Annotated in this window: 24 protein-coding genes; 5 read left to right on the forward strand and 19 right to left on the reverse strand. The window is 57.8% G+C overall.

Annotated elements, in window-relative coordinates:
* Positions 1 to 11 precede the first annotated feature (11 nt).
* The 15 genes from ACR0DH_RS15150 to ACR0DH_RS15220 form a co-directional block, all read right to left on the reverse strand.
* Positions 12 to 842, reverse strand: a complete 831-nt coding sequence (locus ACR0DH_RS15150) for a carbohydrate ABC transporter permease (protein WP_068333782.1) — start codon at positions 840 to 842, stop codon at positions 12 to 14.
* Positions 843 to 854: 12 nt separating this feature from the next.
* On the reverse strand, positions 855 to 1721 hold the full coding sequence (locus tag ACR0DH_RS15155) for a carbohydrate ABC transporter permease (RefSeq protein ID WP_170534370.1): 867 nt from the start codon (positions 1719 to 1721) through the stop codon (positions 855 to 857).
* A gap of 107 nt (positions 1722 to 1828) precedes the next feature.
* Positions 1829 to 3133, reverse strand: coding sequence for an ABC transporter substrate-binding protein (locus ACR0DH_RS15160; RefSeq protein ID WP_170435928.1), 1305 nt, complete (start codon positions 3131 to 3133; stop codon positions 1829 to 1831).
* A gap of 95 nt (positions 3134 to 3228) precedes the next feature.
* Positions 3229 to 4254 carry a LacI family DNA-binding transcriptional regulator gene (locus ACR0DH_RS15165; protein ID WP_480550363.1) on the reverse strand — a complete coding sequence of 342 codons (1026 nt, stop codon included), beginning with the start codon at positions 4252 to 4254 and terminating at the stop codon, positions 3229 to 3231.
* Positions 4255 to 4396: 142 nt separating this feature from the next.
* Entirely contained in the window at positions 4397 to 4849 is a 453-nt protein-coding gene (locus ACR0DH_RS15170; RefSeq protein ID WP_480545270.1) for an SRPBCC family protein, read from the reverse strand.
* 107 nt (positions 4850 to 4956) lie between these two features.
* Positions 4957 to 5769, reverse strand: a complete 813-nt coding sequence (locus ACR0DH_RS15175; protein WP_480550365.1) for an XdhC family protein — start codon at positions 5767 to 5769, stop codon at positions 4957 to 4959.
* Positions 5770 to 5780: 11 nt separating this feature from the next.
* Positions 5781 to 6971 carry a vWA domain-containing protein gene (locus ACR0DH_RS15180; RefSeq protein ID WP_480550568.1) on the reverse strand — a complete coding sequence of 397 codons (1191 nt, stop codon included), beginning with the start codon at positions 6969 to 6971 and terminating at the stop codon, positions 5781 to 5783.
* A complete protein-coding gene (locus ACR0DH_RS15185; protein ID WP_480550367.1) occupies positions 6971 to 7837 on the reverse strand; it encodes an AAA family ATPase in 867 nt (288 codons plus the stop codon). The genes ACR0DH_RS15180 and ACR0DH_RS15185 overlap by 1 nt, the downstream gene beginning before the upstream one ends.
* Before the next feature lie 100 nt (positions 7838 to 7937).
* Positions 7938 to 10355: an aerobic carbon-monoxide dehydrogenase large subunit gene (locus ACR0DH_RS15190; RefSeq protein ID WP_480550369.1), complete on the reverse strand. Its 2418-nt coding sequence runs from the start codon at positions 10353 to 10355 to the stop codon at positions 7938 to 7940.
* Positions 10352 to 10846, reverse strand: a complete 495-nt coding sequence (locus ACR0DH_RS15195) for a (2Fe-2S)-binding protein (protein ID WP_480545266.1) — start codon at positions 10844 to 10846, stop codon at positions 10352 to 10354. Before ACR0DH_RS15195 ends, ACR0DH_RS15190 begins: the two co-directional genes overlap by 4 nt.
* Positions 10847 to 10858: 12 nt before the next feature.
* A complete protein-coding gene (locus tag ACR0DH_RS15200) occupies positions 10859 to 11692 on the reverse strand; it encodes an FAD binding domain-containing protein (protein ID WP_480545265.1) in 834 nt (277 codons plus the stop codon).
* A gap of 139 nt (positions 11693 to 11831) precedes the next feature.
* Entirely contained in the window at positions 11832 to 12929 is a 1098-nt protein-coding gene (locus tag ACR0DH_RS15205; RefSeq protein ID WP_480550371.1) for an MHYT domain-containing protein, read from the reverse strand.
* An 82-nt stretch (positions 12930 to 13011) separates the two neighbouring features.
* Positions 13012 to 14499, reverse strand: a complete 1488-nt coding sequence (locus ACR0DH_RS15210; protein ID WP_480550373.1) for a heme biosynthesis HemY N-terminal domain-containing protein — start codon at positions 14497 to 14499, stop codon at positions 13012 to 13014.
* A 10-nt stretch (positions 14500 to 14509) separates the two neighbouring features.
* Entirely contained in the window at positions 14510 to 15766 is a 1257-nt protein-coding gene (locus ACR0DH_RS15215) for a COG4223 family protein (RefSeq protein ID WP_480550375.1), read from the reverse strand.
* Between the two features lie 54 nt (positions 15767 to 15820).
* Positions 15821 to 16501: a uroporphyrinogen-III synthase gene (locus ACR0DH_RS15220; protein ID WP_480550377.1), complete on the reverse strand. Its 681-nt coding sequence runs from the start codon at positions 16499 to 16501 to the stop codon at positions 15821 to 15823.
* Between the two features lie 130 nt (positions 16502 to 16631).
* Between ACR0DH_RS15220 and tsaD the strand changes: the two genes are divergently transcribed.
* The 4 genes from tsaD to ACR0DH_RS15240 are packed head-to-tail and all read left to right on the forward strand — an operon-like array spanning position 16632 to position 19381.
* On the forward strand, positions 16632 to 17729 hold the full coding sequence (gene tsaD, locus ACR0DH_RS15225) for a tRNA (adenosine(37)-N6)-threonylcarbamoyltransferase complex transferase subunit TsaD (protein WP_480550570.1): 1098 nt from the start codon (positions 16632 to 16634) through the stop codon (positions 17727 to 17729).
* Positions 17726 to 18688 (forward strand): NAD(P)H-dependent glycerol-3-phosphate dehydrogenase, encoded by a 963-nt coding sequence (locus ACR0DH_RS15230; protein WP_480550379.1) that lies wholly within the window; start codon positions 17726 to 17728, stop codon positions 18686 to 18688. The genes tsaD and ACR0DH_RS15230 overlap by 4 nt, the downstream gene beginning before the upstream one ends.
* 1 nt (position 18689) lies before the next feature.
* Entirely contained in the window at positions 18690 to 18959 is a 270-nt protein-coding gene (locus ACR0DH_RS15235) for a YciI family protein (protein ID WP_480543744.1), read from the forward strand.
* On the forward strand, positions 18959 to 19381 hold the full coding sequence (locus ACR0DH_RS15240) for an EVE domain-containing protein (RefSeq protein WP_480550381.1): 423 nt from the start codon (positions 18959 to 18961) through the stop codon (positions 19379 to 19381). Before ACR0DH_RS15235 ends, ACR0DH_RS15240 begins: the two co-directional genes overlap by 1 nt.
* Positions 19382 to 19609: 228 nt before the next feature.
* Here the strand turns inward: ACR0DH_RS15240 and ACR0DH_RS15245 are convergent, their stop codons facing one another.
* Together ACR0DH_RS15245 and ACR0DH_RS15250 are read right to left on the reverse strand one after the other, a co-directional pair.
* Positions 19610 to 19951: a DUF2853 family protein gene (locus ACR0DH_RS15245; RefSeq protein ID WP_170534337.1), complete on the reverse strand. Its 342-nt coding sequence runs from the start codon at positions 19949 to 19951 to the stop codon at positions 19610 to 19612.
* 115 nt (positions 19952 to 20066) lie between these two features.
* Positions 20067 to 20957, reverse strand: a complete 891-nt coding sequence (locus ACR0DH_RS15250) for a LysR family transcriptional regulator (protein ID WP_480550383.1) — start codon at positions 20955 to 20957, stop codon at positions 20067 to 20069.
* 92 nt (positions 20958 to 21049) lie between these two features.
* Here ACR0DH_RS15250 and ACR0DH_RS15255 point away from each other — a divergent pair, with 92 nt between their 5' ends.
* Positions 21050 to 22126, forward strand: coding sequence for an L-dopachrome tautomerase-related protein (locus tag ACR0DH_RS15255; RefSeq protein ID WP_480550385.1), 1077 nt, complete (start codon positions 21050 to 21052; stop codon positions 22124 to 22126).
* Between the two features lie 31 nt (positions 22127 to 22157).
* On the opposite strand, the gene ACR0DH_RS15260 is transcribed toward ACR0DH_RS15255, so the two are convergent.
* Complete coding sequence (locus ACR0DH_RS15260; protein ID WP_480550387.1) at positions 22158 to 22907, reverse strand: extensin-like domain-containing protein; 750 nt, start codon at positions 22905 to 22907, stop codon at positions 22158 to 22160.
* Positions 22908 to 22920: 13 nt separating this feature from the next.
* A complete protein-coding gene (gene ahcY, locus ACR0DH_RS15265; protein ID WP_480550388.1) occupies positions 22921 to 24309 on the reverse strand; it encodes an adenosylhomocysteinase in 1389 nt (462 codons plus the stop codon).
* Between the last annotated feature and the right edge of the window lie 11 nt (positions 24310 to 24320).

Here is a 24320-nt window from a genome sequence, read left to right on the forward strand (position 1 = left end):
TGTCGTGTTCCTTATTTCACAGCGCCAAAGGTCAGGCCGCGGACGAGTTGTTTCTGGCTGAACCAGCCAAGGATCAGGATTGGCGCAATCGCCATGGTCGAGGCCGCGCTGAGCTTGGCAAAGAACAGACCTTCAGGGCTGGAATAGCTGGCGATGAACGCCGTCAGAGGCGCCGCATCGACGGCGGTTAGGTTGAGGGTCCAGAACGCCTCGTTCCAAGCCAGGATGAAGTTCAGCAAAACAGTTGAGGCGATACCCGGGATGGCCATGGGGGTCAGGACGTAGAGGATTTCCTCTTTCAACGTCGCCCCGTCCATCCGCGCAGCTTCCAGAATCTCACCGGGGATTTCGCGGAAATAGGTGTAGAGCATCCAGACGATGATCGGCAAATTGATGAGCATCAGGACGACGACCAAACCTCCGCGCGTATCCAGCAGGCCCAGCCGAATGAACAGCAGGTAGATCGGGTAGAGAACACCGACCGCTGGCAGCATCTTGGTGGACAGCATCCACAGCAGGATGTCCTTGGTGCGCTTAGACGGCACAAAGGCCATCGCCCAAGCGGCAGGCACCGCGATAATCACACCCAGAATGGTCGAGCCACCCGCGATGATCACCGAATTCCACAGGAACCGCATATAATCCGAGCGTTCCTGCACGATGGCGTAGTTCTCCAGCGTCCAGTTGAAGTTCAGGAACAGCGGCGGGCTGGCGATCGCCTGCGCCTCGGTCTTGAAGCTGGTCAGAATGGTCCAGAGGATCGGGAAAAAGATCAACAATCCAACGGCCCAAGCGAGGGCGGTATTCAGCGATTTGCGGCGGGTTGTGACAGCGCGGGCCATGATCTTACCTCCTCACGCGTCCAGGTTCTTGCCGACGATGCGCATCAGGAAGATCGCAACGATATTGGCTAAGATGATTGCGTAGACACCTCCGGCTGATCCGAGGCCAACATTCTGGCTTTCCAGCACGCGCTGGAAGATCAGGTAGGTGAGTGTACGGGTGCCGAATGCGCCGCCGGTGGTCACGAAGATCTCGGCGAAGATCGACAACAAAAAGATTGTTTGGATCAGGATCACGATCGTAATCGCGCGGCTGAGATGCGGCAAGATGATGTGGTAGAAGCGCTTTAGGACTGGCGCGCCATCCATCTCAGCCGCTTCCAACTGCTCACTATCTAGCGACTGGATTGCGGTCAGCAGGATCAGCGTCGCAAAGGGCAACCACTGCCAAGATACGATCATGATGATCGAGGTCATCGACGCCTCAGACAGCCAAGAGATCGGTTCAGCCCCAAAAAAGCGCCACAGATGGGCAAGCAGGCCGTTGACCGGATCCATGAACATGTTCTTCCAGACCAGTGCAGACACGGTGGGCATAACAAAGAAGGGCGCGATCACGAGGATGCGGACAACCCCTTGGCCCCACATCGGTTGATCCAGAAGCATCGCCAGAAGGATGCCTAGGACAACGGTGATGACCAGAACCCCTCCGACGATCATCAGCGTTGCCTGAACCGCGGGCCAGAAGGAGCTAGATGATACGAACCGAACGTAGTTGTCGAAGCCGACCCAGCCCAGATCACCACCGCGCAGGGGCAGATATTTCTTGAAGGAAAAATACAGCGTCATCGTCAAGGGTACGAGCATCCAGCCAAGCAGCAGGACCACTGCGGGTGCCATCATCAGCCGGGCAACGGATCGGGAATGTTGGGTCGCCATGATGCAAGACCTCTCTGTTCAGGCACTCGGTTAGCCTGCGAGAAAAACACAAATTGAGAAAGAGGGGAGCGGGGGACAGATCGCCTGTCCCCCACGGGAGGGAAGCCTTAGTAGCCTGCAGCTTCCATTTCTTCGGCTGTGAAGGCCTGCGCTTTGGCAAGCGCCTCGTCCACCGATTGTTGTCCGGCATATACCGCCGAGAATTCCTGGCTGACTTGCGTGGCGATGCCCGCAAACTCAGGAATGGCGACAAACTGAATGCCGGTATAAGGCGTCGGCTGGGCGCAGCAGTTCTGCGGATCAGCGGCAAGGATCGACTTTAGCGTCATCTGCGCAAAAGGGATGTCCTTGTAGTTGTCGTTTTCATACAATGAGGTTCGCGCACCGGGCGGGACATTGGCCCAGCCTTCGTTCTCGGCCACAAGCTCAATGTAGTCTTTCGAGGTCGCCCATTCGATGAACTGCTTTGCGGCATCCTCTTGTTGAGTACCGGCAGGGATGGCCAGCGCCCAGGCCCAGAGCCAATTGGCGCGCTTGTCCACGCCTTCCGCATTTGGTGCCAGTGCAAAGCCGACCTTATCCGCCACAGTTGAATCGTTGGGGTTGGTGACAAATGACGCCGCAACTGTCGCGTCGATCCACATGCCGCACTTGCCTTGCTGGAACAGCGACAGGTTTTCGTTGAACCCGTTGGTCGCATAACCCGCTGGGCCCGATTCATTCATCATATCGACAAAGAAAGTCAGCGCCTCTTTCCATTCAGGCTGATCGAACTGGGGTTTCCAGTCTTCATCAAACCAGCGTGCGCCGAACGAGTTTGCGGTCACGGTGATGAAAGCGCCGCCTTCACCCCAACCGGCTTTGCCACGCAGGCAGATGCCGTTGATGTCGTTTTCACGATCCGTCATGGCCGCCGCCGCTTCGCGGATGAACTGCCATGTGGGCCCCTCGGGCATTTCCAATCCGGCCTTTTCCATCAGGTCGGTGCGGTACATGATCATCGAGCTTTCGCCGTAAAACGGCGCCGCATAGAGCGTGCCGTCATTGCTCAGGCCACCGGCCATCGCGGGAAGCAGGTCCCCAACATCATAGTCAGCGGACATTCCGTCCAGCGGCACCAACCAACCATTGGCACCCCAGATCGGGGTTTCGTACATGCCGATGGTCATGATGTCGAACTGACCGCCCTTGGTGGTGATATCGGTAGTCACGCGCTGACGCAGCACGTTTTCTTCCAGCGTCACCCATTCCACATCAATGCCGGTCGCTTCGGTGAAATTGTCGGTATAGCCCTGCATCCGGATCATGTCGCCGTTGTTGACGGTGGCGATCGTTATGGTTTGTGCATGGGCCGCTGCCGTAGCGACGAATGTCAGTGCAGTCGCCGCACGAAGTGCGTTCTTCAGATACATCCCTGTCCTCCCTGAGCTTGGATGTCGTACAGAGAGGGTAGTTCCAAAATTGTCGCGGCGTCAATAAAAACTTTACGCGCGTTAAGTTTATTGACTCACGCAGATTCTCTTAGCACCAGCCGCGCAGGGAACAAAGTTTCGGTCCTCTTGCCAGAATTTCCCGCATTTTCAATGAGTTCAAACAAGGCCTCGACGCTGCGCGCAGCCACGTTGTCATAGTCATGTGCAGCAGTTGTCAGGGACGGACAGGTAAACTTGGCAAAGGGATGATCGTCATTTGATGCAACGCGAAGCGCGCAATCCGGACGCCGCCCAACGCGAATCCCCTGCTCGTAACATGCCGCCAGAAAGCCAATGGCAAGGCGGTCATTGCTGCACAGGACTGAGTCCGTGTGCAGCAGACCTTGATCCAGAACCTTCAAAGCCCCCTGATGGCCGATCTCTTCGAAAGCCCAGCCTTCACCATCGATCTTGATGACATGGGGCTCGAACCCCAAACGATCCATCACCTCGACATACGCCTTACGGCGTTTGTTGGCGTTTGGGTTGGCAGGGGTCCGCATCTCGAAGAATGACGGCGGCTCACCCGTTCGTGTCATGTATTCCACCGTCTGAGAGACAAAGCTGAAATTGTCCGAACCAATAAATGCAGCACCCAAACCTTCGAGATTACTGTCAAACAGCACGGTCGGGACATTGGCGCAGAACTTTTCGATCTGAGACCGATCCGATGCGCGTCCCAAGGGGGCCAGCAGCACGCCCGCCGGCTTCAGCGACCGCAAACTGTCGAGAATCTCATTCTCCAATTTCTGTTCGCCATGCGAGCTGAACAAGGACGGTCGATACCCCGCAGCGATACAGCTTTGTTCCAGATACCTCGCGATCTCGGCAAAAAACGGGTCAGCGAGATAAGGCACCACGATGCCGATATTCTTGGTCAGCTTACGGTTCTGGTTCACCGCATAGATGTTGGGACGATAATCAAACTGCTCCAGCGCTTCTTCGATCCGTGCCCGCGTCGAGGGCCGAACGCTCTCGGGGTCGTGGAAGTATTTCGAAACCGTCGGCCTTGAGATACCGCTCAGCGCCGCGAATTCTTCCATGTTCTTGATTTTCGTCATGCCTACCGCTTGCGGACCCTTGCTGCCTGTATCTTGTCACAGCTTTTCATTTTCTTTACGCGCGGTAAAAAATCAATAGCGGCGCGTGCCGCTATTTCTGTCCTGTTGGCTAAACGGTGTTGAGTGCTGTTTATTGCTCGCGTCAGGAAGCCCCCTGCTCGGACACGATCTCGCCAAACCGTGTGAAGAATTTTCCTGACAGTTTCTTGGCTGTTCCGGCGATCAAACGGCTGCCCAGCTGTGCGATTTTGCCGCCGATATCCACCTTCGCGGTATAGGCAAGCACTGTCTCATCTCCGTCCTGGGTCAGGGTCACGTCGGCCCCGCCCTTGGCAAACCCGGCAGCCCCGCCTTTGCCTTCGCCAGTAAGCGAAAATCCATCCGGCGCCTTGGCCGTATCTAGCGTCACTTGACCAGCAAACTTGGCTTTGACCGGACCAATCTTCAGAACCACCTTAGCTTCAAGCTCCTCGGGTGCGGTTTGTGTCAACTCTTCACAGCCAGGGATACATTCCCGCAAAATCTCCGGATTGTTCAGGGCCTTGTACACCACGTCACGCGGGGCCGAGATACGTATTTCGTCGCTCAATTCCATTCAGATCTTTCCTTTTTCAACAGCATCTCGGGAAGACGATCAGCGCCAGCTCTTCTTTTTCCTTCAGGCTAAGATCAGGGCGCTTCGGCCACGTCGCGCGGCACAGCTTAAGCAAGCCTTTCATCATGCGAAACCTCCTGTGCGGTATCACTGTTCCGCCAAAGCACGATCTCAGCCAGGATCGACAGGGCGATCTCGTGCGGGTCAATTGCATGAATATCCAACCCTGCTGGGGATTTAAGGCGCGCGGCGCGCACTGGGTCCATGCCCTGACCAATGAGTTTCGCCAACAGCGTATCAGCCTTGCGGCGGCTGGCGACCATCGAAACACGATCGGCAGAACTATTCAGCGCAGCCCGAAGTGCAGCACCATCATTGCGACCTTGAGAGGCGACAACCACAAAGTCGCGCCCCTCAATCCCCAAATCTTCGACCTGATCGAGTGAGAACCGGTCATAGTCGTCTGAGGCAACAGCGCCATCCTCAAGATAAATACGCAGCCCTGCCAATGCGCCATGGGCGGCCAAGGCCGAAGCAATGGGCGAGTCACCGAAGATCACCAATCGCGGGGCCTGCTGGTAGGGTTCGACCAAAAGATCAACGGTGCCGCCAGATGGGCACCCGCTTTTGAAGGTTTGCACATCATCCGGGTCCGTCATGCTCACCACCTTTTCCGCAGGTTTCACGCGAATCATCTGCGGTACACCACTTGCCAGCGCTTCTTGCGCCGATGTGCGAACAGCCCGCTGTACACAGGCACCGCCCAGATGGCCCAATATCTCTCCATCGCAATTGATCACTGCCTTGCCCCCCGCCTTGGCCGAAGTCGCATCCGCCGTTCGCAGAACTGTCGCTACGCAGAAAGGCTGACCGCTCTGTCGCAACTGCTCAATTCTGTCAAAGATGTCGAAATTCGCCATATTAGAGCCTTTCAAAGCTTGCGGAACTCGGGTTCAAGTGCCGCCAAAGCGTCGAGCGTATTGGCGGGTAGATGCGCATCCAGATGAGGTTCTGCCGCCTGCATAGCAGTCGCGATAGGCTGATAGTCTTTCCATCCTTTGAGAGGGTTTAGCCAAACAATGCGCCGCGCTTTGTGTCGGATACGTGCAAGGGCATGGCCCAGCGCCTCGGAATCTCGGCTGCAATAGCCATCTGACAGGATCAGCACGATCGTCCGCCCATTTAGGGCACGCGCGCCATACCCGTTCAGAAAGGTTTCGAGGCTGCCAGAGATATCGGTGCCGCCACCAAATCCCTCGGCCATAAGCGATAACCGCCCAGCGGCCCGCAGCGTGTCATGATCCCGCAAAGCGTCGGTGACTCGCATCAGCCGTGTGTGAAACAGATACGCGTCGGCTTCAGTCCCGCTACCGATTAGGCCTTTTAGAAAGGCAAGGAACACGCGAGAGTACACGGTCATCGAACCGCTCACATCACACAACGCAACGATCCGCATCGGGCGCGGTGGCCGGGCGCGGCGATACAGGTCCAATGGCTCTCCACCCCGCGCAAGGCTTGCCCGCTGAATACGTCGCATGTCTAGCGCAGGTCCTCTCAGCGCCTGTTTTCGCCTGCGAGAGCGTCGATCCCGTATGGCACGCGCAAGCCTCAAAGCAGCTGTTTCCGCCTGTTTTAGGCTCTCTTCATCCATCAACTCACGCAGATCGCGGCGGGATAGGTTTGTCGTCTGGGTTGCAATCAGCTGCCCATCGATCCCTTCAGCCTCACCCGCGCCCGTTTCCGGTACAGCAGCTTCTGCATCCGCTTCAGCCTGAGGCTCTTCTGCCCCTGTGTTTTGGCTTTGCCAGATCATGGGCTTCGCCGATTGTACCCTGACATGTGTGGTTTTGGACAAACCCGAGCGCTGTTTGCCGGCGTTGAACCAGTAGGCGTCAAACAGGTCGTCGAACCGAAGCCAATCTTCTGCATCTCCCGCCAAAAGTGCGCACAAAGCCTGACGTGCCTGTTCGGAATCTGTTGCCTCAACGGCGGACAAAGCTGCGATCGCATCACCAGTTTCCCGCGGCCCCACATGAAGGCCGTTCATGCGCAGATGTGCAATGAAGCCCGACATTCGGTCTGCAAGCCCTGCGGCGCGCGAGGGGAACCGAGTGACTTGCATCACGCCACCTTCCCAATCAGCCGGTCCATCACCTCTGGCGGGGCAGCATCATAGTCAGCAGCTGTCTTGAGCAAACACACCAATGTTGCCTGCACCTCATCCCGGGATTTCGCCAGATCATTGACCCCAAGACCGGACAAGGCCGCCGCCCAATCCAGCATCTCGGCAATACCTGGTGTTTTTTCCAGTTCTTCTTTGCGCAACGCTTGCACGACCCCGATGATCTGCCGTGCCAGGATCCCTTCGATCTCTGGCATTCGTGCGCGCAGGATCGCCATTTCAGTTTCCTTCGACGGGTAGCTGAGGAAACTGTACAAACACCGTCTTCGCAACGCGTCAGACAAGTCTCGCGTTCCGTTGGCCGTCAAGATCACGGTTGGCCGTGATCGGGCTGTAATGGTCCCTAACTCCGGAATCGTGATCTGAAAATCCGACAGTATCTCCAGCAGATACGCCTCAAACTCCTCGTCCGCCCGATCAATCTCATCAATCAACAAGACCGGCGGCGTTTCTTCAGATATAGCCTCTAACAAGGGTCTTTTTAGCAGGTATGCATCCGAAAACAGCTCTGCCTCACCCACCCCACCTTTTGCTTCACTCGCTCGGATAGCTAAAAGTTGACGCTGATAGTTCCACTCATAGATGGCGTGGCTCGCATCCAACCCTTCATAGCATTGCAAGCGGATCAAACGCGCCGCACGCCACGCAGCCATTGCCTTAGCCACCTCGGTCTTCCCGACGCCAGCAGGACCTTCCAGCAACAAAGGCCGTCCCAAGGCTTGCGCCAGATGCAGCGCCATCGCCAACCGATCATCGGCGACGTAGCCCTGCGCGGCCAACCCGTTCTGCACATCCGCTAAAGTCAAAACCAGGATCCATTCTTCATCTGGCTAAAAATATCCCGGGGGTCCAAGGGGGCAGAGCCTCCTTGCCTCGGTCGGATCGGTCAAGCCGATCCGAACCCAATCACCCGTGCATCCCCAACCCGTTGGCAATCTTCCAGATCCGCCAATGGTCATGTGGCATATGGCTCTGGACAAGGCCAAAAGGCCGGAAGGCATCATGAACCGCGTTCGAAAACGCGGGTACACCGCCAACATTCGGGCTTTCTCCCACACCCTTTGCACCAATGGGATGGTGCGGAGAGGGCGTGACAGTATGATCGGTCGTATAGTTCGGTGTCTCCCACGCGGTCGGCAGGAAAAAGTCCATTAACGTACCGGTCTTCACATTACCCATCTCATCATAGGCAATTTCCTGCCCCATCGCGATGGCCAGCGCTTCGGTCACACCACCATGAACCTGCCCCTCGATGATCATCGGGTTGATCCGGGTGCCGCAATCATCCAGCGCATAGAACTGCCGAACGTCCCATTCGCCGGTATCCACGTCGATCTCCATGACACAGATATATGCCCCGAACGGATAGGTCATGTTCGGCGGGTCGTAATAGCTGACAGCTTCTAGGCCAGGTTCAAGCCCTGGGATAGCCTGATTATAGGCAGCGAAGGCGATTTCTTTCATCGTCTTGAACCGCTCGGGCGCACCTTTCACAGCGAACCGATCCACATCCCATTCGACATCATCGTCATGGACCTCAAGCAGATAAGCCGCGATCATCTGCGCCTTGGCGCGAATTTTGCGGGCAGCCATTGCCGTTGCCGCACCCGCCACAGGCGTTGACCGGGACCCATATGTCCCCAGCCCGTAAGGCGCTGTGTCGGTGTCGCCTTCCTCCAGCGTGATGTCATCGGCGGGCAGACCGATCTCACTGGCGATAATCTGAGCAAAAGTCGTGGCATGGCCCTGACCCTGAGAGATCGTCCCCAACCGCGCGATGGCTGAACCCGTAGGGTGGATGCGGATTTCGCAGCTATCGAACATGCCAAGCCCGAGGATGTCACAGTTCTTCACCGGTCCAGCCCCGACAATTTCGGTGAAATGCGTCAGACCAATACCCAGCAGTTTGCGGGTCTTTCCGGCCTTGAAATCCTCAACCCGCTGCGCCTGTTCCGCCCGCAAACCATCATAGTCCACGGCTTTTAGCGCCTTGTCCCAAGCGGTGTGATAATCGCCCGAGTCATACTCCCAGCCCAGCGCGGACTGATACGGGAACTGATCGGCCTTGATAAAGTTGATCCGGCGTAGTTCAGCCGCGTCCATGTTCAGCTTGATGGCCAAAACCTCGATCATGCGTTCGATGAAATACGCCGCCTCGGTCACACGGAACGAACAGCGATAGGCCACCCCGCCCGGAGCCTTATTTGTATAGACCCCATCCACAGCCAGATAGGCAGTCGGGATGTCATAGGACCCGGTGCAGATATTCATGAACCCAGCCGGGAATTTAGTCGGGTCCGCACAGGCGTCAAAGCCACCATGATCCGCCGTCGTATGACACCATAGGCCGGTGATTTTACCGTCTTTAGTGGCGGCGATCTTGCCCTGCATCCAGTAGTCGCGGGCAAACGCGGTGGACATCAGGTTCTCCATCCGGTTTTCGACCCATTTCACTGGCTGGCCGGTGACAATGGAGGCCACGACCGAGCAGACATAGCCCGCGTAAGCGCCCACCTTGTTGCCAAATCCACCGCCAATATCGGGGCTGATCACGCGAATGTTGTGCTCGGCCAGACCAGAAATCAGCGACACGACGGTGCGGATCGCGTGCGGAGCCTGGAAGGTACCGTATAGCGTCAGCTTGCCGGTCACTTTGTCCATTGAGGCAACACAACCGCAGGTCTCCAGCGGACAAGGATGGGTGCGGTGGTAGTAAACCATTTCTTCGGCGACCACATCGGCCTCACCAAGAACGGCCTCAGTCGCGTCTTTGTCGCCCTGTTCCCAGGTGAATATATGATTGTGATGCTTGCGCGGCCCATGGGCACCCTCGGTCTGACCTTCCAGGTCTTCACGTAGGACCACATCTGATTTCAACGCCTCGAACGGGTCGGTCAGGACGGGTAGTTCTTCGTACTCAACCTCGACCAGCTCTGCCGCATCTGCTGCGATATACCGGTTTTCAGCAACGACATAGGCAACCTCCTGGCCCTGGAACAGCACTTTGCCATCTGCCAGAACCATCTGCTTGTCACCCGCCAGTGTCGGCATCCAATGCAGGCCCAAAGGCGCGAGATCTTCGGCGGTCAACACGGCAACAACACCAGGCACGGCCAGTGCGGCCTCTTTGTTCACACTGACTACGCGGGCGTGAGCATAGGGCGAGCGGACGAATGCGCCGAACAGCATCCCGTCCAGCTTGATGTCATCGACATAGTTGCCCTTGCCTTGAGTAAAGCGCACATCCTCGACGCGCTTACGGGCGCAGCCCATGCCTTTGAGGTTGGCGGCGCGTTCTTCGGGGGTCAGGGTCTGGTCGTTCATTCCGCAGCCTCCTTCTGTGCATTGAGCAAATCAGCCGAGGCTGAGATCGCCTTGACGATGTTCTGATAGCCGGTGCAGCGGCAGAGGTTACCGGCCATGCCAAAACGGATATCCTCTTCGGTCGGGTTCGGGTTTTCCTGCAGTAACCTATGCGCACGGGTGATCATGCCCGGCGTGCAGAAACCGCATTGCAGCCCGTGATGTTCGCGGAACATCTCCTGCAATACGCCTAGGCTGCCATCGTCATTGGTGAGGCCTTCGACGGTGGTGACATCGGCCCCGTTCACTTGCGCCACAAAGGTGGTGCAGGATTTGACGGATTTGCCATCGATATCCACGGTGCAGGCCCCGCAATGGCTGGTTTCGCAACCGATATGAGGGCCGGTGATTTTCAAATCTTCCCGCAAGAAGTGGATCAGCAGCGTGCGCGGCTCGGCCAGTCCTTCGACCTCTTTGCCGTTCACAGTGAGTTTTACGTGCATTTTCGACATGGTTTCCTCCCTTCAACCCGCGCGATTCTGCGCACGGTCGATGGCGCGGCGCAGCATCACGGCGGCCACATGTTTCTTGAATTCGACGGGGCCGCGGTTGTCGGCCACCGGGTCGATCGCATCGAGCATTGCCGTAACGCAGCCATTTACATCGCCATCGGCCAACGCATTGCTTGCGCTTTCTGACCAGATGGGCGTATCGGCCAGATTGGTCATTGCGACCGAGGCTGTGCCATTGCCAACCATCACCGCTGCAGCCGCAGTCGCATAATCGCCGATCTTGCGCTTTTGCTTCTCGTAGGCCTGACCGACACCCGCACCCGGCACGGGAATGGAGATGCGGGTCAGAATTTCCTCATCTTCGCGCGCTGTGAAATAGGCCGCCTCGTAAAATTCACGCGCAGCGACGTCGCGCGCTCCGTCCGGACCCGATAGATGAAAGGTCGCGTTAAGGCATTGCATCAGACCCGGCATGTCATTGCCCGGATCGCCATTGGCCACATTGCCGCCAACAGTGCCCATGTAACGCACTTGCGGATCAGCGATCTGCAACGCCGCTTCGCGGATCAGAGGGATCGCCGAGGCCAGGCCCTCATGCGTGATCAGCTCATGCTGTGTGACCATGGCACCCAAAGCCACGGTATCGGACCCGACCTCGATACCCTTCAGCTCATCAATCGCCTGAAGATCGATCAGATGGCCCATCTCTGCCATGCGCAGCTTCATCATTGGGATCAGGCTGTGCCCGCCCGCGATCACGCGCGCCTCGTCTCCATGTTCTTGCAGAATGCCAATGGCCGAGGCGATATCGCCTGGCCGGTGATACTCAAAACCGGCTGGTATCATATTTTCCTCCCTGGGTCCGAGCGGTATGCCTTGGGGGACCTGAGGAAAGAAAAGAGGACCCGGCGCTATCGCCGCCAGTGGCGTAAAACAGGGCGCGCCGGATGTTTCACGAATTGCGAATAAGCTGCACGAGTTGCGATCATAGGCCCAGCGCGTCGCGGATTGCCGTCAGTCGAGATCGACTGACCGGAACCTTAGGCAAGGCATCAACACCGTCGAAATAGCAGGTGCCGTTGTCCTTGTGTCGTTCAAAACTCGACACATGTTTCGGGTTCACCAGATAGCTGCGATGCGCCCGCAAGAACCCGTCGGGTTTCAGGCGCGTTTCGGCCTCGGTAATGGACCAGGGACAAAAGAGTTTCTCGCCCCCCATGTAAAGCACCGTATAATGCCCTTCGGCCCGGATTGCTGCCACGCTGCCGGCGTCTGTAAAGAAGGTCTGTCCTTCGCGCTCGAACGGAACACCTGCGCGCAACGCCGTTGGCTGAGGTTCAGGCGCGAGGTCTGGCATCGGAGTTACATCAGCGGGCTGAGGCCCGATGAAGGTGATTCCGGTCAACAGGAAAGCCCCACAAATCAGGAAAACCGAGACGGTCACACCCATCGCCAGCACCTGATTGTTCAGCGCAGGCCCTGCTCCGCCCGTATTGTCGCTGGCAACAAAATCGGTCAGACCAGTGGCCACGAAATGCATCGTGAAGACGGCGAGACCAAAACACACAGTGCCCAGCAAAATGTTGCGCTGGGTACGGTTGTCATAGGCCACCCAGATCGCGAGCACCGACAGAACCACCGAAGCCACGGTCGAAATCGCAATGTCCCAGAAGGTATAGACGGGGCGGCATAGCTCCATCCCGGCCATGCCGACATAATGCATCACCACAATGCCAAGGCCGACGATCACACCTGCCGTCACCATAGTCTGCATCGTGCGAGGTCGGAAATGCAGTAGCAGCAACGCAAGTCCCACCATCAGGATCGCCACAAGGGCTGAGATCAATGTGATCAACGCGTCATAATAAAACAGGATCGGCAGTTGCAGGCCCAGCATCGCAACAAAATGCATCGACCAAATACCGCCGCCCAAAATAACCGCGGCCAGCGCGACCACGAATTTGCGCTTTTGATCATCCAGTTTCGATGCGCCATGCGTCAGGTACAGCCCGGTAAACCCGGCCATCAACGCCACAGCCAGTGACGCAGCCACCAGCCAGGGGTTATGCGAATAGTCCAACATTCAGATTTGGGTGCCCTCCCCGACACGAGGGCGACGTTAGCAAACGGAATTGGCTGGGACAATCATCTGCCCACCAGGAGTGTCAGGCCTGTTTCTCGACCTTCTCGTCGACCGTTTCGACATCCAATTCGATCACATCCGCTGTTTCTGCTTCGCCAGCGTTGGTCTCGTCCTCGTTCTTAGAGTTTTCTTCCAGCGCGCCGACGATCAGCGGCAACATGTGAACACCGGTTGCGCTGGTGATCTCGGGTGTTTGCGGAACCTTCCAACTAAGCGTGTCAAAGCTGCCGCAATTATCACAGACCGGGGTCCACTCCGCCTGAATATGCTGACAATTGTCGCAGACCCATTGCGGCCCTCGTGGTGCGGTCAGGGCCTTTGCAAGCCAGCCCTGTACCACAGAGTCCGACGCACCTTCGCCCCGTTCAATCGCCGCCATCAAAGTGTAGCCACGCGCATCCGCCTGCTGTTTAACCACGTCCCCCAGCGCGCGGCGCGCCTCGGGGAAGTCTTCGGCAACGATGTTCAACTCGGCCAGGATCAGGCGAGTTTCAGGATGTTCAGGATGAATGCGGGTCAACGCCGCAAAGCGTTTGATCCGGTCCTGAGCAGACTCATCCGGAGCGATCTCGGCAAACGCATGGGCGAGGTCTGGATGCGGCTGAGCCTCCCAGGCTTTTTTGATGATCTTCGTCGCAGCACGGGGTTTACCCTTTTCGATATAGGCCCGCGCGGCCATTGCAGCGGCAGGCACCAGATCGGGCGACATACGATTGGCCTCGATCGCGCGTTCCTGCTGTTCCACACTGGCGTCTTCGTTCAGGATATCCTTGGCCTCGGACAGGGCCAGAACCGCATCGCGCCGCTTAAACACATCGCGCGGCAGATACCCGGCCTTGAGCTTTGAGTTCAAAGTGGACCGCGCACCAGCCCAATCCTGCGCCTTGGTCTGAAGGTTCAACAATACGTCCTGCGTTTCCTCGTGGCGCGGTTTGATCGCCAGGGCTTTCTCAGCCAGCTTCCGCGCGGTGTCCTGATCCCCTTCGGCCAGCTTCTGCTTCATGATGCCCCGCACGCCAACAAACCGGGTCGCGCTGTTGGTCACCAGTTTCTTGTAGGTCTCGGACGCTTTCTTGGTGTCGCCGGTCATTTCAGCCGCTTGGGCAACCAGCAGGTTGGTCAGCTCCGGCTTGTTCAGCAATCTCTCGGCCTTGTTCGCCTTGGTCATCGCCACGCGCCCCTCGCCCGAAGCCAACGCCATCAGACCGTCAGACAGCGCCTGATAGCCGCGCTGTTCGCGGCTGCGGTCGAAATAACGCGACAAGGCGGTTTCATCGCCGTTGAGGAATTTCAGTGTCGCAATCAGAAGGCTGAGCAGTTTGAAGAACAGCCACACCGCAAAAACCAGCACGCCCAGCGCGATGACCGATTGCAGCGGGCCCAGCGTATATTCAGTTCCCGCGACGGTGATCTGCACGCCTCCGCTGGTCTGCATCAAGAACTGGGCACCTAGGGCTAACAGTCCGATAATCGCAACGAATACAAGGATTTTAAACAATGACCACAGCATGGCAGGTCCCTCAGTTCGAATTCAGGCTGGACGCGAGCGTATTCGCGGCCTCTACGGCAGAGACCCGCGTCTGTGCCGCCTGCTCCCACTCGGCCACTGCGGTCTGCGCCGCTTCGGGCAGTGATTTCAATTCCGTCAACGCCCCGTTCAGATCGCCCGAGGCCAGGGCGGCTTGCGCACGCGACAGAATGGCATCCGGGTCGTCCCCATCCTGAGGCGTCACCGACCGCGCACCGGTCTGGCGCTGCAGGAAGGCGACGAAGCCTGTGCCTTTATCCGCGCCCCGGGCATCGGCCAACGCTGTTCGCGCAACCGGATCAAAAGACGCCCGCAATGACGAAAGTGTTTCAACACCGCTTTCTGCCGGGCCAGCCAAGGCATCCGGAATATCCACACCACCTGCTTTCAGTTCAGTCACAAGGTCTTGATACGGCTCGCCCGCCTGCATCTGACCACGCAGGCGCGACAGGATCGCGGCATTGGTCGCCGCGCGCGCCTCAGCCGAGGCTTTGGCCTCAAGCGCTTGCGCATCTGCAACCATCTTTTCAACCTCAGCCCGCTGCGCTGCCAATGAGTCTTGCAGCTTGGACAATTCGGCCTCAAATGCGGCGGTTGCTTCGGGCGACGCGTTTGAGGTGACCGGGTTCGCTTCGAGCGCATTCAACCGATCCGATAACGGTCCGACTTGTGCACTCAGCGCTTCAACGCTGGATTTCACTGCGCCCAAGTCGGTTTCGACCGGGCTTAGCTTGTCGGACAAGGCTTTGATTTGATCCGTAAGGCCCGAGGTTTCAGAAGTCTGGGCAAGTTTCGCAATCTGATCGGATTGATCTGCCAATTTGGCTTCCAGCGCCGCAATGGCCTGGGCCGGGTCGGCTTCGCCCGACGGGATCAGGTCGGCACGTCCCGCGATGAACCCGATGGCTGCGGCAACGATGCCTCCGATCAGCGCGGGCACAAACCCGCCGCGCTTTTCAACCACGCGTTCGTCAGTTTTTTCCGGCGCAGAATGTGTTTCCTCCACCGGCGCTTCGGCTTCGGCTTCGGCTTCGGCTTCGGCTTCGGCTTCGGCTTCGGCTTCGGCTTCGGCTTCGGCTTCGGCTTCGGCTTCGGCTTCGGCTTCGGAAGTCAGGTCTTCGCCAGGGGCGTCTTGGTCAAGCGGTACATCATCCAAAGGCTCAGCCATTTCGATGACACCTTCGTCCACCAGATCGTCCGATTTCGGGGTTTCCGCCGGTTTCTGATCGGTTTTCTTTTTGCCCGCCACCGTCACATTCCCCTTATCGATTCTAAGATCACCAGAACTACAGACTGGTCCAAGTTAATCTGCACCCGGCTCGCCCTCAACCCGCATCGCGTGTTTCACAAGCTTTTTAACGGCTTTACGCATGTGCTTGGGTGTGGGTTCTTTGGCAATCTTCAATCGCTGGAACCCCAAGGTTTTAAGGGGCTCTGCGGTCGCCTCGCTGATTGCGGCCAGCCACAAAGGGGCAGTTCCGGCCCAAATATCGGCAAATTGTCGCGCGGTCCGAGGCGAAAACAAGGGCGCGATGACCGGCCTTTCACCGATTGAGGCTGCTGCGGCCTCGTCGCTCAGCGGCAACAAAAGCTGCTGATAGACGGGCTGTTCTCGGGTGGTCAGACCCAGCGCTGTCAACCGATCGGCCACGTTGCCCCGGCTATGTTCTCCTCGCAGATGCAACAATGGGCTTGTTGGCCGGACACGCAACAGCGTCGCCACTAGCTCCTCGGCGGTGGCCCCCATCATCTGGGCGTCCCATCCGGCACCCTTTGCTGTGCCGGTGGTCGTCGGACCCACGCAGAAGGCCGGCAGATCGCGCCTGACCCCCAACGAAGCCGCCGCGTTCACCGCATTCGCGGAGGAAAAAACCAACCCCTGGATATCGTCGGTCTGCACCTGAGCGGGCAGCGGCTTAATTTCAAGAATAGGGGAATAAATGACCTCGACCCGTGATCTGGTGCGGGTTGGTAGCTGCGCCACAAACCTCTCCGAGGCAGCACGCGGGCGGGTCATCAACAAATACAACGATCTGCGCCTTTGGCCATGGGATTGTTTGCATCCGCGCAGGGTGATACCCCGCATGCCAATCATGATGCAACGGAACGGGCCAATGGTGCAAACACTAACCATCCTTGGGTTAGAAAGCAGCTGTGATGACACAGCCGCAGCCGTGGTGCGGCAAACTGACGGTACACCGGCTGAAGTCCTGTCGTCGGTTGTGCATGGTCAAACCGATTTGCACAGCGCGTATGGCGGTATCGTGCCCGAGATTGCGGCGCGCGCTCATGCTGAGAAGCTGGATATCTGCGTGATGCAGGCGCTGGAAGCCGCTGGTTTGAGCCTGAGCAACATGGACGCCATCGCAGTGACCGCCGGGCCGGGTCTGATCGGCGGTGTCATGTCGGGCGTGATGTGCGCCAAAGGGATCAGCGCCGCGACCGGGCTGCCTTTGATCGGCGTCAACCATCTGGCAGGTCACGCCCTGACACCGCGCCTGACCGATGGAATCGCGTTTCCCTATCTGATGCTGCTCGTCTCGGGCGGTCACTGCCAATACCTGATTGCCCATGGTTCCGATACCTTCACCCGCCTTGGCGGCACAATCGATGACGCGCCGGGCGAGGCCTTTGACAAAACCGCCCGTTTGCTGGGCCTGCCCCAACCCGGCGGGCCTTCGGTTGAGGCCGAGGCTCGGTCAGGCGATCCCAAGCGGTTCCGGTTTCCCCGTCCGTTGCTGGATCGACCCGGCTGCGATCTGTCCTTCTCCGGTTTGAAAACAGCCCTGATGCGCATGCGGGATCAAATCGTAGCCGAAAACGGCGGGCTGACCCGCCAGGACCGCGCCGACCTTTGCGCCGGATTTCAACAAGCGGTCGTAGACACGCTGGCTGCAAAAACACGCCGCGCCATTGGCCTGTACCTTGAACAAACCCCTGCAGAGCCGGTGATCGCCGTGGCGGGCGGTGTTGCTGCAAACTCGGCCATTCGTGCTTCATTAGAGTCTGTTTCCGATGAAATGGGTGCCAGGTTTATTGCCCCTCCCCTGGCCCTTTGCACTGACAACGCGGCCATGATTGCCTATGCCGGATTGGAACGCTTTCGCGCCGGTGCGCGGGACGGTCTGGACCTGACGGCCCGCCCTCGCTGGCCTTTGGATCAAACTAGCCCTGCTATGTTGGGCAGCGGCAAGAAAGGGGCCAAGGCATGAGTGTTTCTGTTCTGGGTTCCGGCGCATTTGGAACCGCCTTGGCCATATCACTGGCCGGTAACGGGCCGGTGACCCTTTGGTCCCGCGATGCGGCGAAGGCGAGAGCGATGCAAGAAACGGCCGAAAACGCGCAGCGCCTGCCCGGCGTGGCGTTGCCGCCCCAGATTAGCGTGACAGCGCAAATCGATCGGGCGTGTCAAACCGATGTGCTGCTGGTCTCGGTGCCCATGCAACAGCTGCGCACGGCTTTGGAGCAGCACAAATCGGCCTTGGCAGGCAAAACCCTTGTCGCCTGCTGCAAAGGGATTGAGCTGTCCAACGGCCTTGGCCCCGTGGCGGTGATCCGCGAAACTATCCCGGACGCGCAACCTGCGCTGCTAACCGGGCCCAGCTTTGCGGACGACATCGCACGCGGTCTGCCGACTGCGCTGACCCTGGCCTGCGCCGAAGCGGCTTTGGGCAAAGACCTGCAGGCGAGACTAACCACCGCCAACCTGCGCCTTTATCGCACAACCGATACCACCGGCGCCGAACTGGGCGGTGCGTTGAAAAACGTGATGGCGATTGGATGCGGGGCCGCCATCGGCGCGGGTTTGGGTGACAGCGCACGGGCTGCCCTGATTACGCGCGGCTTTGCCGAAATGCAGCGTTTTGCCACCCAGCGCGGTGCGCAGGCAGAGACCTTGATGGGCTTGTCCGGGCTGGGGGATCTGGTCCTGACCTGCTCGTCTGATCTGTCCCGAAACTATCGTTTTGGACAAAGTTTGGGTCTAGATCGGCCTTTTGACACAGGCACCACAGTCGAAGGTGTCGCTACTGCACGCGCTGTGGCGAAGATTGCCAAAGCCGAAGGGCTGGAGATGCCCATTAGCACAACGGTGGCAGAACTCAGCGACGGTGCCTACAGTGTGGCACAAGCGATTCAGTCATTGCTGGGTCGACCCCTGAAGGAGGAATAGAATGCTCATCGCCCTGATCGCCAAAGACAAAGACGGCGCCTTGCAAACGCGGTTGGACAATCGATCAGCCCATCTGGCCTATATCGAGGAAACAGGCGTCGTCTCACAGGCCGGTCCCCTTTTGGACGGGGACGCCATGATTGGATCACTGGTCATTCTGGATGTCGAAGATGTCACCGCCGCGCAGGCTTGGGCGGACAATGACCCTTATACCAAAGCCGGGCTGTTTGCTACGGTCGAGTTGATCCCCTGGAAACGGGTGATTGGCTGATGGCATATTGGCTGTTCAAATCGGAACCTTCGACCTGGAGTTGGGATCAGCAAGTCGCCAAGGGCGACGCAGGCGAAGAATGGGATGGCGTGCGTAACTATCAGGCCCGGAATTTCATGCGGCAGATGGCCATCGGCGATCGCGGCTTTTTCTATCACTCACAAAAAGACAAAGCGATTGTCGGGATTGTCGAGGTCTGCGCCGAGGCCCATCCAGACAGCACCACCAATGACGCGCGCTGGGAATGCGTAGACATCAAAGCAGTGCGCCCGTTTTCGCAGGCGGTTACATTAGATCAGATCAAAGCTGATGAGCGATTGGCAGAGATGGTGTTGGTACGAAACTCGCGCCTGTCCGTTCAACCCGTCAGCGATGCCGAATGGGATTTGATCTGCGCATTGGGGAATACGCAGGCCGATTAGGAACAAATAAAAGGGAAGGCCCTGAACGATGCAGAACCTTCCCTACCCCACGTGCTCCCTACTCACCACACGCATCTGGAAATATCTGGTTCTGACCGTCCTGGTCACTGAACTATCTATAGACCGGTCAAGACCCCGGTTTCAAACGGCAAGTCCTTAAACTCTGTCTCAAATGCAAAACGCCCGCCATGAGGACAGGCGGGCGCTTGTATCTTTGGCTGGATCGGATCAGCCGTAAACGGATTCTTTTCCGAAATGCTTGGTCAGCATGTAATACACGACAGCGCGGTATTTGTTACGCTCGGACATGCCATAGGTTTCCAGGGCTTTGTTGATCGCTTCCATCAGTTCCGGACCATCGGACAGGCCCAGCTTTTTGATCAGGAAGTTGTTTTTGACAGTCTCAATTTCACCGTCCTGGCTGGCGGCAACAGTCGATGCATCCGCATCATAAATCGCAGGGCCACAACCGATTGTGACCTTGGTCAGCAGGTCCATATCCGGATCCATGCCACATTTGTTCTTTAGGTCATCGGCATATTTGGCGATCAAGTCGTCGCGTTTTCCCATTAAACAGTCTCCCTATCAGCAGTCCTGGCTGCGGTTACTCAAATCCTTGAAACAGGTGCGGGAAGGTTAATCACAAGTGTTTTCAACACAAAGGGAAAAATTCCAAGCTTTCCCCCTAAGCGGAGAGACGCTTTCGCGAAGCCGCACGAAACGCTTGATCCGCTAAGTCAGAGAAAGCCCGAACCTTGCGGCCGGGCGTGTTACTGCCTGCGTGAACGAATGAAATCGGAGCTGCGGGAGATTTCAGTAGTCCTGGCAGCGCTTCAACCAGCGCACCCTCTTCCAATTCCCGCTGAACGGCCAACCGTGATTTGACCGCAAGACCCAAGCCCTGCACAGCGGCATCGGTCAGCATATCTGAATTCGACACCGCAATGCGCCGGGCTACAGATAGCTGTCCCTCATAGGTGTCGAAACGGGTTTGCCAAGGCAAACAAGCCCAGCGCGTTTGACGTAAATCCTCGACAGATGTCGGGGTGCCATGACGGACAAAAAATTCTGGGGAAGCGCAGATTATTCGGTCATTTTCGCATAGCTTGCGCGCCCTCAGGTTACTGTCGGACAGTTTTCCGACACGAATGGCGCAATCTATGCCTTCATCCACCAATGATACATAGCGGTCCACTGCCAGAAACTCGATCGTCAGGTCGGGATGCTCGGTCTGGAACTCGTCTAACAAAGGCATGATAAAGCGGGATAAAATCCACGGGGATAGGGTGACACGCAGGTGCCCGCGAAGGGCACCTTTGCCGCTCCCGGCCTCCAGCTCGGCCTCGCGCAGATCCGACAGGAGGGGTTCGATCCGGTCCAGAAAGATCAACCCCTCATTGGTTAACTGAACCCGGCGGCTGTTGCGGTGAAAGAGTTTAAGGTTCAGAACCTCCTCCAGCTTCGCAATTCTGTGGCTGACAGTCGCCGCTGAGATACCCAGCGCCTGCGCCGCTGACCCAACGCCACCGGTTTTGGCGACCGAGACGAAAGTCAGCAGATCATTCACATGGTACATTCGAAATTTCCAAACGCTGGTTTCATAATTCAGTCAGTTATCGAAGAAAAAATCAAATGATATCTGCTCTGTCACAATCAGAGGAGGTCCCGATGAAATCACTTTATGCAGCGGTCTGCGCGATGACGCTGGCAACTCCGACCCTGTCGAACGGGTTGGAGACGTATCTGGAATTCGACAAATCGATCCCACCCGGAAATCTGGCCATCGGGCCGGATGGGCGGATGTTCATGTCGGTGCATGAATTCTACGGGCCTGAACTGCGTATTGTCGAAGTGATGCCCGATGGGTCGACCAAACCCTACCCGACAGAAACATGGGCCCGCGCACCGCAGGATGATGCGGACGGGCTGAACGGCGTTCTGGGTCTGCGGGCAGATCGGGAGGGCATTCTTTGGATGCTGGATGGTCAGGGCGAGAACCAGACCGGTCGAATCGTGGGATGGGATACCAAAACCGAAACCTTGCATGCGATCCATTACATCGGTGCGCCAGTGGCGCGGCCAACCTCGTTCCTGAACGATCTGGCCGTGGATCGAGATCATGAGGCGATCTATATCTCAGACACGGGCGACGGCCAGAACTCGGCCATTATCGTGGTCGATCTGGAAACCGGTCGAGCGCGGCGCGTGCTTGAAGGATCGAAATACACGATCCCCGAAGATACGCCGATGGTGATCGACGGGCGTGAGATCACGCTGGGCGGCAACCCTGCGAAAATCGGCATCAACCCGATCACGGTCGATCCGACCAACACCTGGGTCTATTTCGCTCCGATGACTGCCAGTGCGATGTATCGCATCCGCACCACCGACCTGCTGGACGAAAGCCTGTCCGATGCTGATCTGGAAGCGCGGGTGGAACGCTATGGGGACAAGCCGATCTCGGATGGATCCACTGTGGACACAGGCGGCAATGTCTACATCACGGCAATGACCGACAACGCGTTGGGTGTGACGAAACCCGACGGCAGCTATGAGGTGCTATACCAGTCGGATGACGAATTGCCCTGGCCCGACGGGTTCTCGATCGGAACGGATGGCTATGTCTATGCCACCATCAACGAACTGCACCGCTCGCCCGTTTTGAACGGGGGCGAGGATGCCTCGCAAGGTATCTACAAGATCGTTCGGTTCAAAGCGTTGGCTGACGCTGTCAGTGGGCGCTGATCGCGCTCTAACCCAACAAGGCCTCGGCAAGCTATCGACAAAATCCCCAGCCGGGGCCCTGCAGATGAAAATGATCCGCATGCAGGCGGTTGTATTCTGGGCCCAGAACCACGCGGAACCAATCACAGGCCCCCTGCCCGATCTGTCTTAGAAACGCGGCCTCTGGTCCCGCAACACTCCAATCTGACAACAGCGAAAGCGTCCGCCCATCGGCCAGCTCGACCCCCACGATATCAATCGAGTCGGCGGTGGCATGGCTGCTCCATCGGCTGGATTGACCTTGCGCAGTGCGCATACGGCGGCAGTTGTAGCTGCCTGCATGGCGTAGCTTTTCTACACCCGTTCCCAGAAAATCACGCGCCGCTGGCTGCACGACATGGTGATCCCACATCGCCAATCGCAGGGTTGTCCGACAACTGGTCTCGACCGCGTCGATCCGAGAGGTCACTAGCTGTGACAACAGCCCCCGCCCGGTGATCCCGCAGTTCTGATCGACGACCAGATCATCCATCGCCTCAAATCGGGCGCCTGCATCCGACAGCGCGGACCTGCACTGCATCTCATTCGCAAGGGCGCGGTTCAGTTGGTATTTGGTAACTGGTGTGACCGGAGCCTTCACCCTGAGATCGCGCAAAGGGTTCCAATGCGACGGCACGGGCGTTTTGGGATGCGCCAACAGGGCCCAGCCACCGCCACCCAGAAGGATTGCAACGACGGCTATTCTAAAAACGAAAGACGCCGCCAGATACAAGTATCGGCGGCGTCCAGAATTCTGTGTCATCGTCAGACGACAATCAGTAGCGGTAGTGTTCCGGCTTGTAGGGGCCTTCCGGCTTCACGCCGATATAGGCCGCTTGCTCATTGTCCATCTTGGTCAGCTTCACGCCGATGCGATCCAGATGCAGGCGGGCGACTTTCTCGTCCAGATGCTTGGGCAGGATGTAGACATCGTTTTCATACTCATCACCCTTGGTGAACAGTTCGATCTGCGCCAAGACCTGGTTGGTGAAGGAGGCCGACATCACAAACGAAGGGTGACCGGTGGCGTTACCAAGGTTCAGCAGGCGACCTTCGGACAGCAAGATGATGCGGTTGCCCGAAGGCATTTCGATCATGTCCACCTGTTCCTTAATGTTGGTCCATTTGTGGTTCTTAAGGCTGGCCACCTGAATTTCGTTGTCGAAGTGACCAATGTTGCCAACGATGGCCATGTCCTTCATCGCACGCATATGCTCGATGCGGATCACGTCCTTGTTGCCGGTGGTGGTAATGAACACATCTGCGGTTTCGACTTCGTCTTCCAGCAGAGTCACCTCGTAACCGTCCATTGCAGCCTGCAGGGCGCAAATCGGGTCAACTTCGGTGACTTTAACGCGGGCACCCGCGCCGGACAGTGACGCAGCCGAGCCTTTGCCCACGTCGCCATACCCGCAAACCACGGCAACCTTACCGGCCAGCATGGTGTCGGTGGCGCGGCGGATACCGTCGACAAGCGATTCCTTACAGCCGTATTTGTTGTCAAACTTCGATTTGGTGACCGAGTCATTCACGTTAATCGCCGGGAACGGCAGGTGGCCGTCTTTCACCAGCTGATACAAACGGTTCACACCAGTGGTGGTTTCCTCGGAGACACCCTGGATCTGATCGCGCATCTTGGTGAACCAACCGGGTGAGGCCGCCATGCGCTTGGCGATCTGCTTCTTGATCACCTCTTCCTCTTCCGAACCCGGAACGGGGATGATGTCTTCGCCCGCCTCTGCCCGTGCGCCCAGCAGGATATAGAGCGTCGCGTCGCCGCCATCGTCGAGGATCATGTTTGGGCCGTCTTCGAACAAGAAGGATTTGTCCAGATAATCCCAATGCTCTTCCAGCGTCTGGCCTTTGATGGCGAAGACAGGGATACCCGCTTCGGCAATCGCAGCGGCTGCATGATCCTGAGTCGAGAAGATGTTGCACGACGCCCAACGCACATCTGCACCCAGGGCAACCAGCGTTTCGATCAGAACAGCCGTCTGGATTGTCATGTGCAGCGAACCAACAATGCGCGCGCCTGACAAAGGCTTGCTTTCACCGTATTCCGAACGCAGCGCCATCAGGCCTGGCATTTCAGTTTCGGCGATATCCAGCTCCTTGCGGCCAAACCCGGCCAGCGAAATGTCTTTAACGATATAGTCCCCGGCCATCTGGCGCTCCA

This window comes from Ruegeria sp. I1 (genome assembly GCF_056532675.1).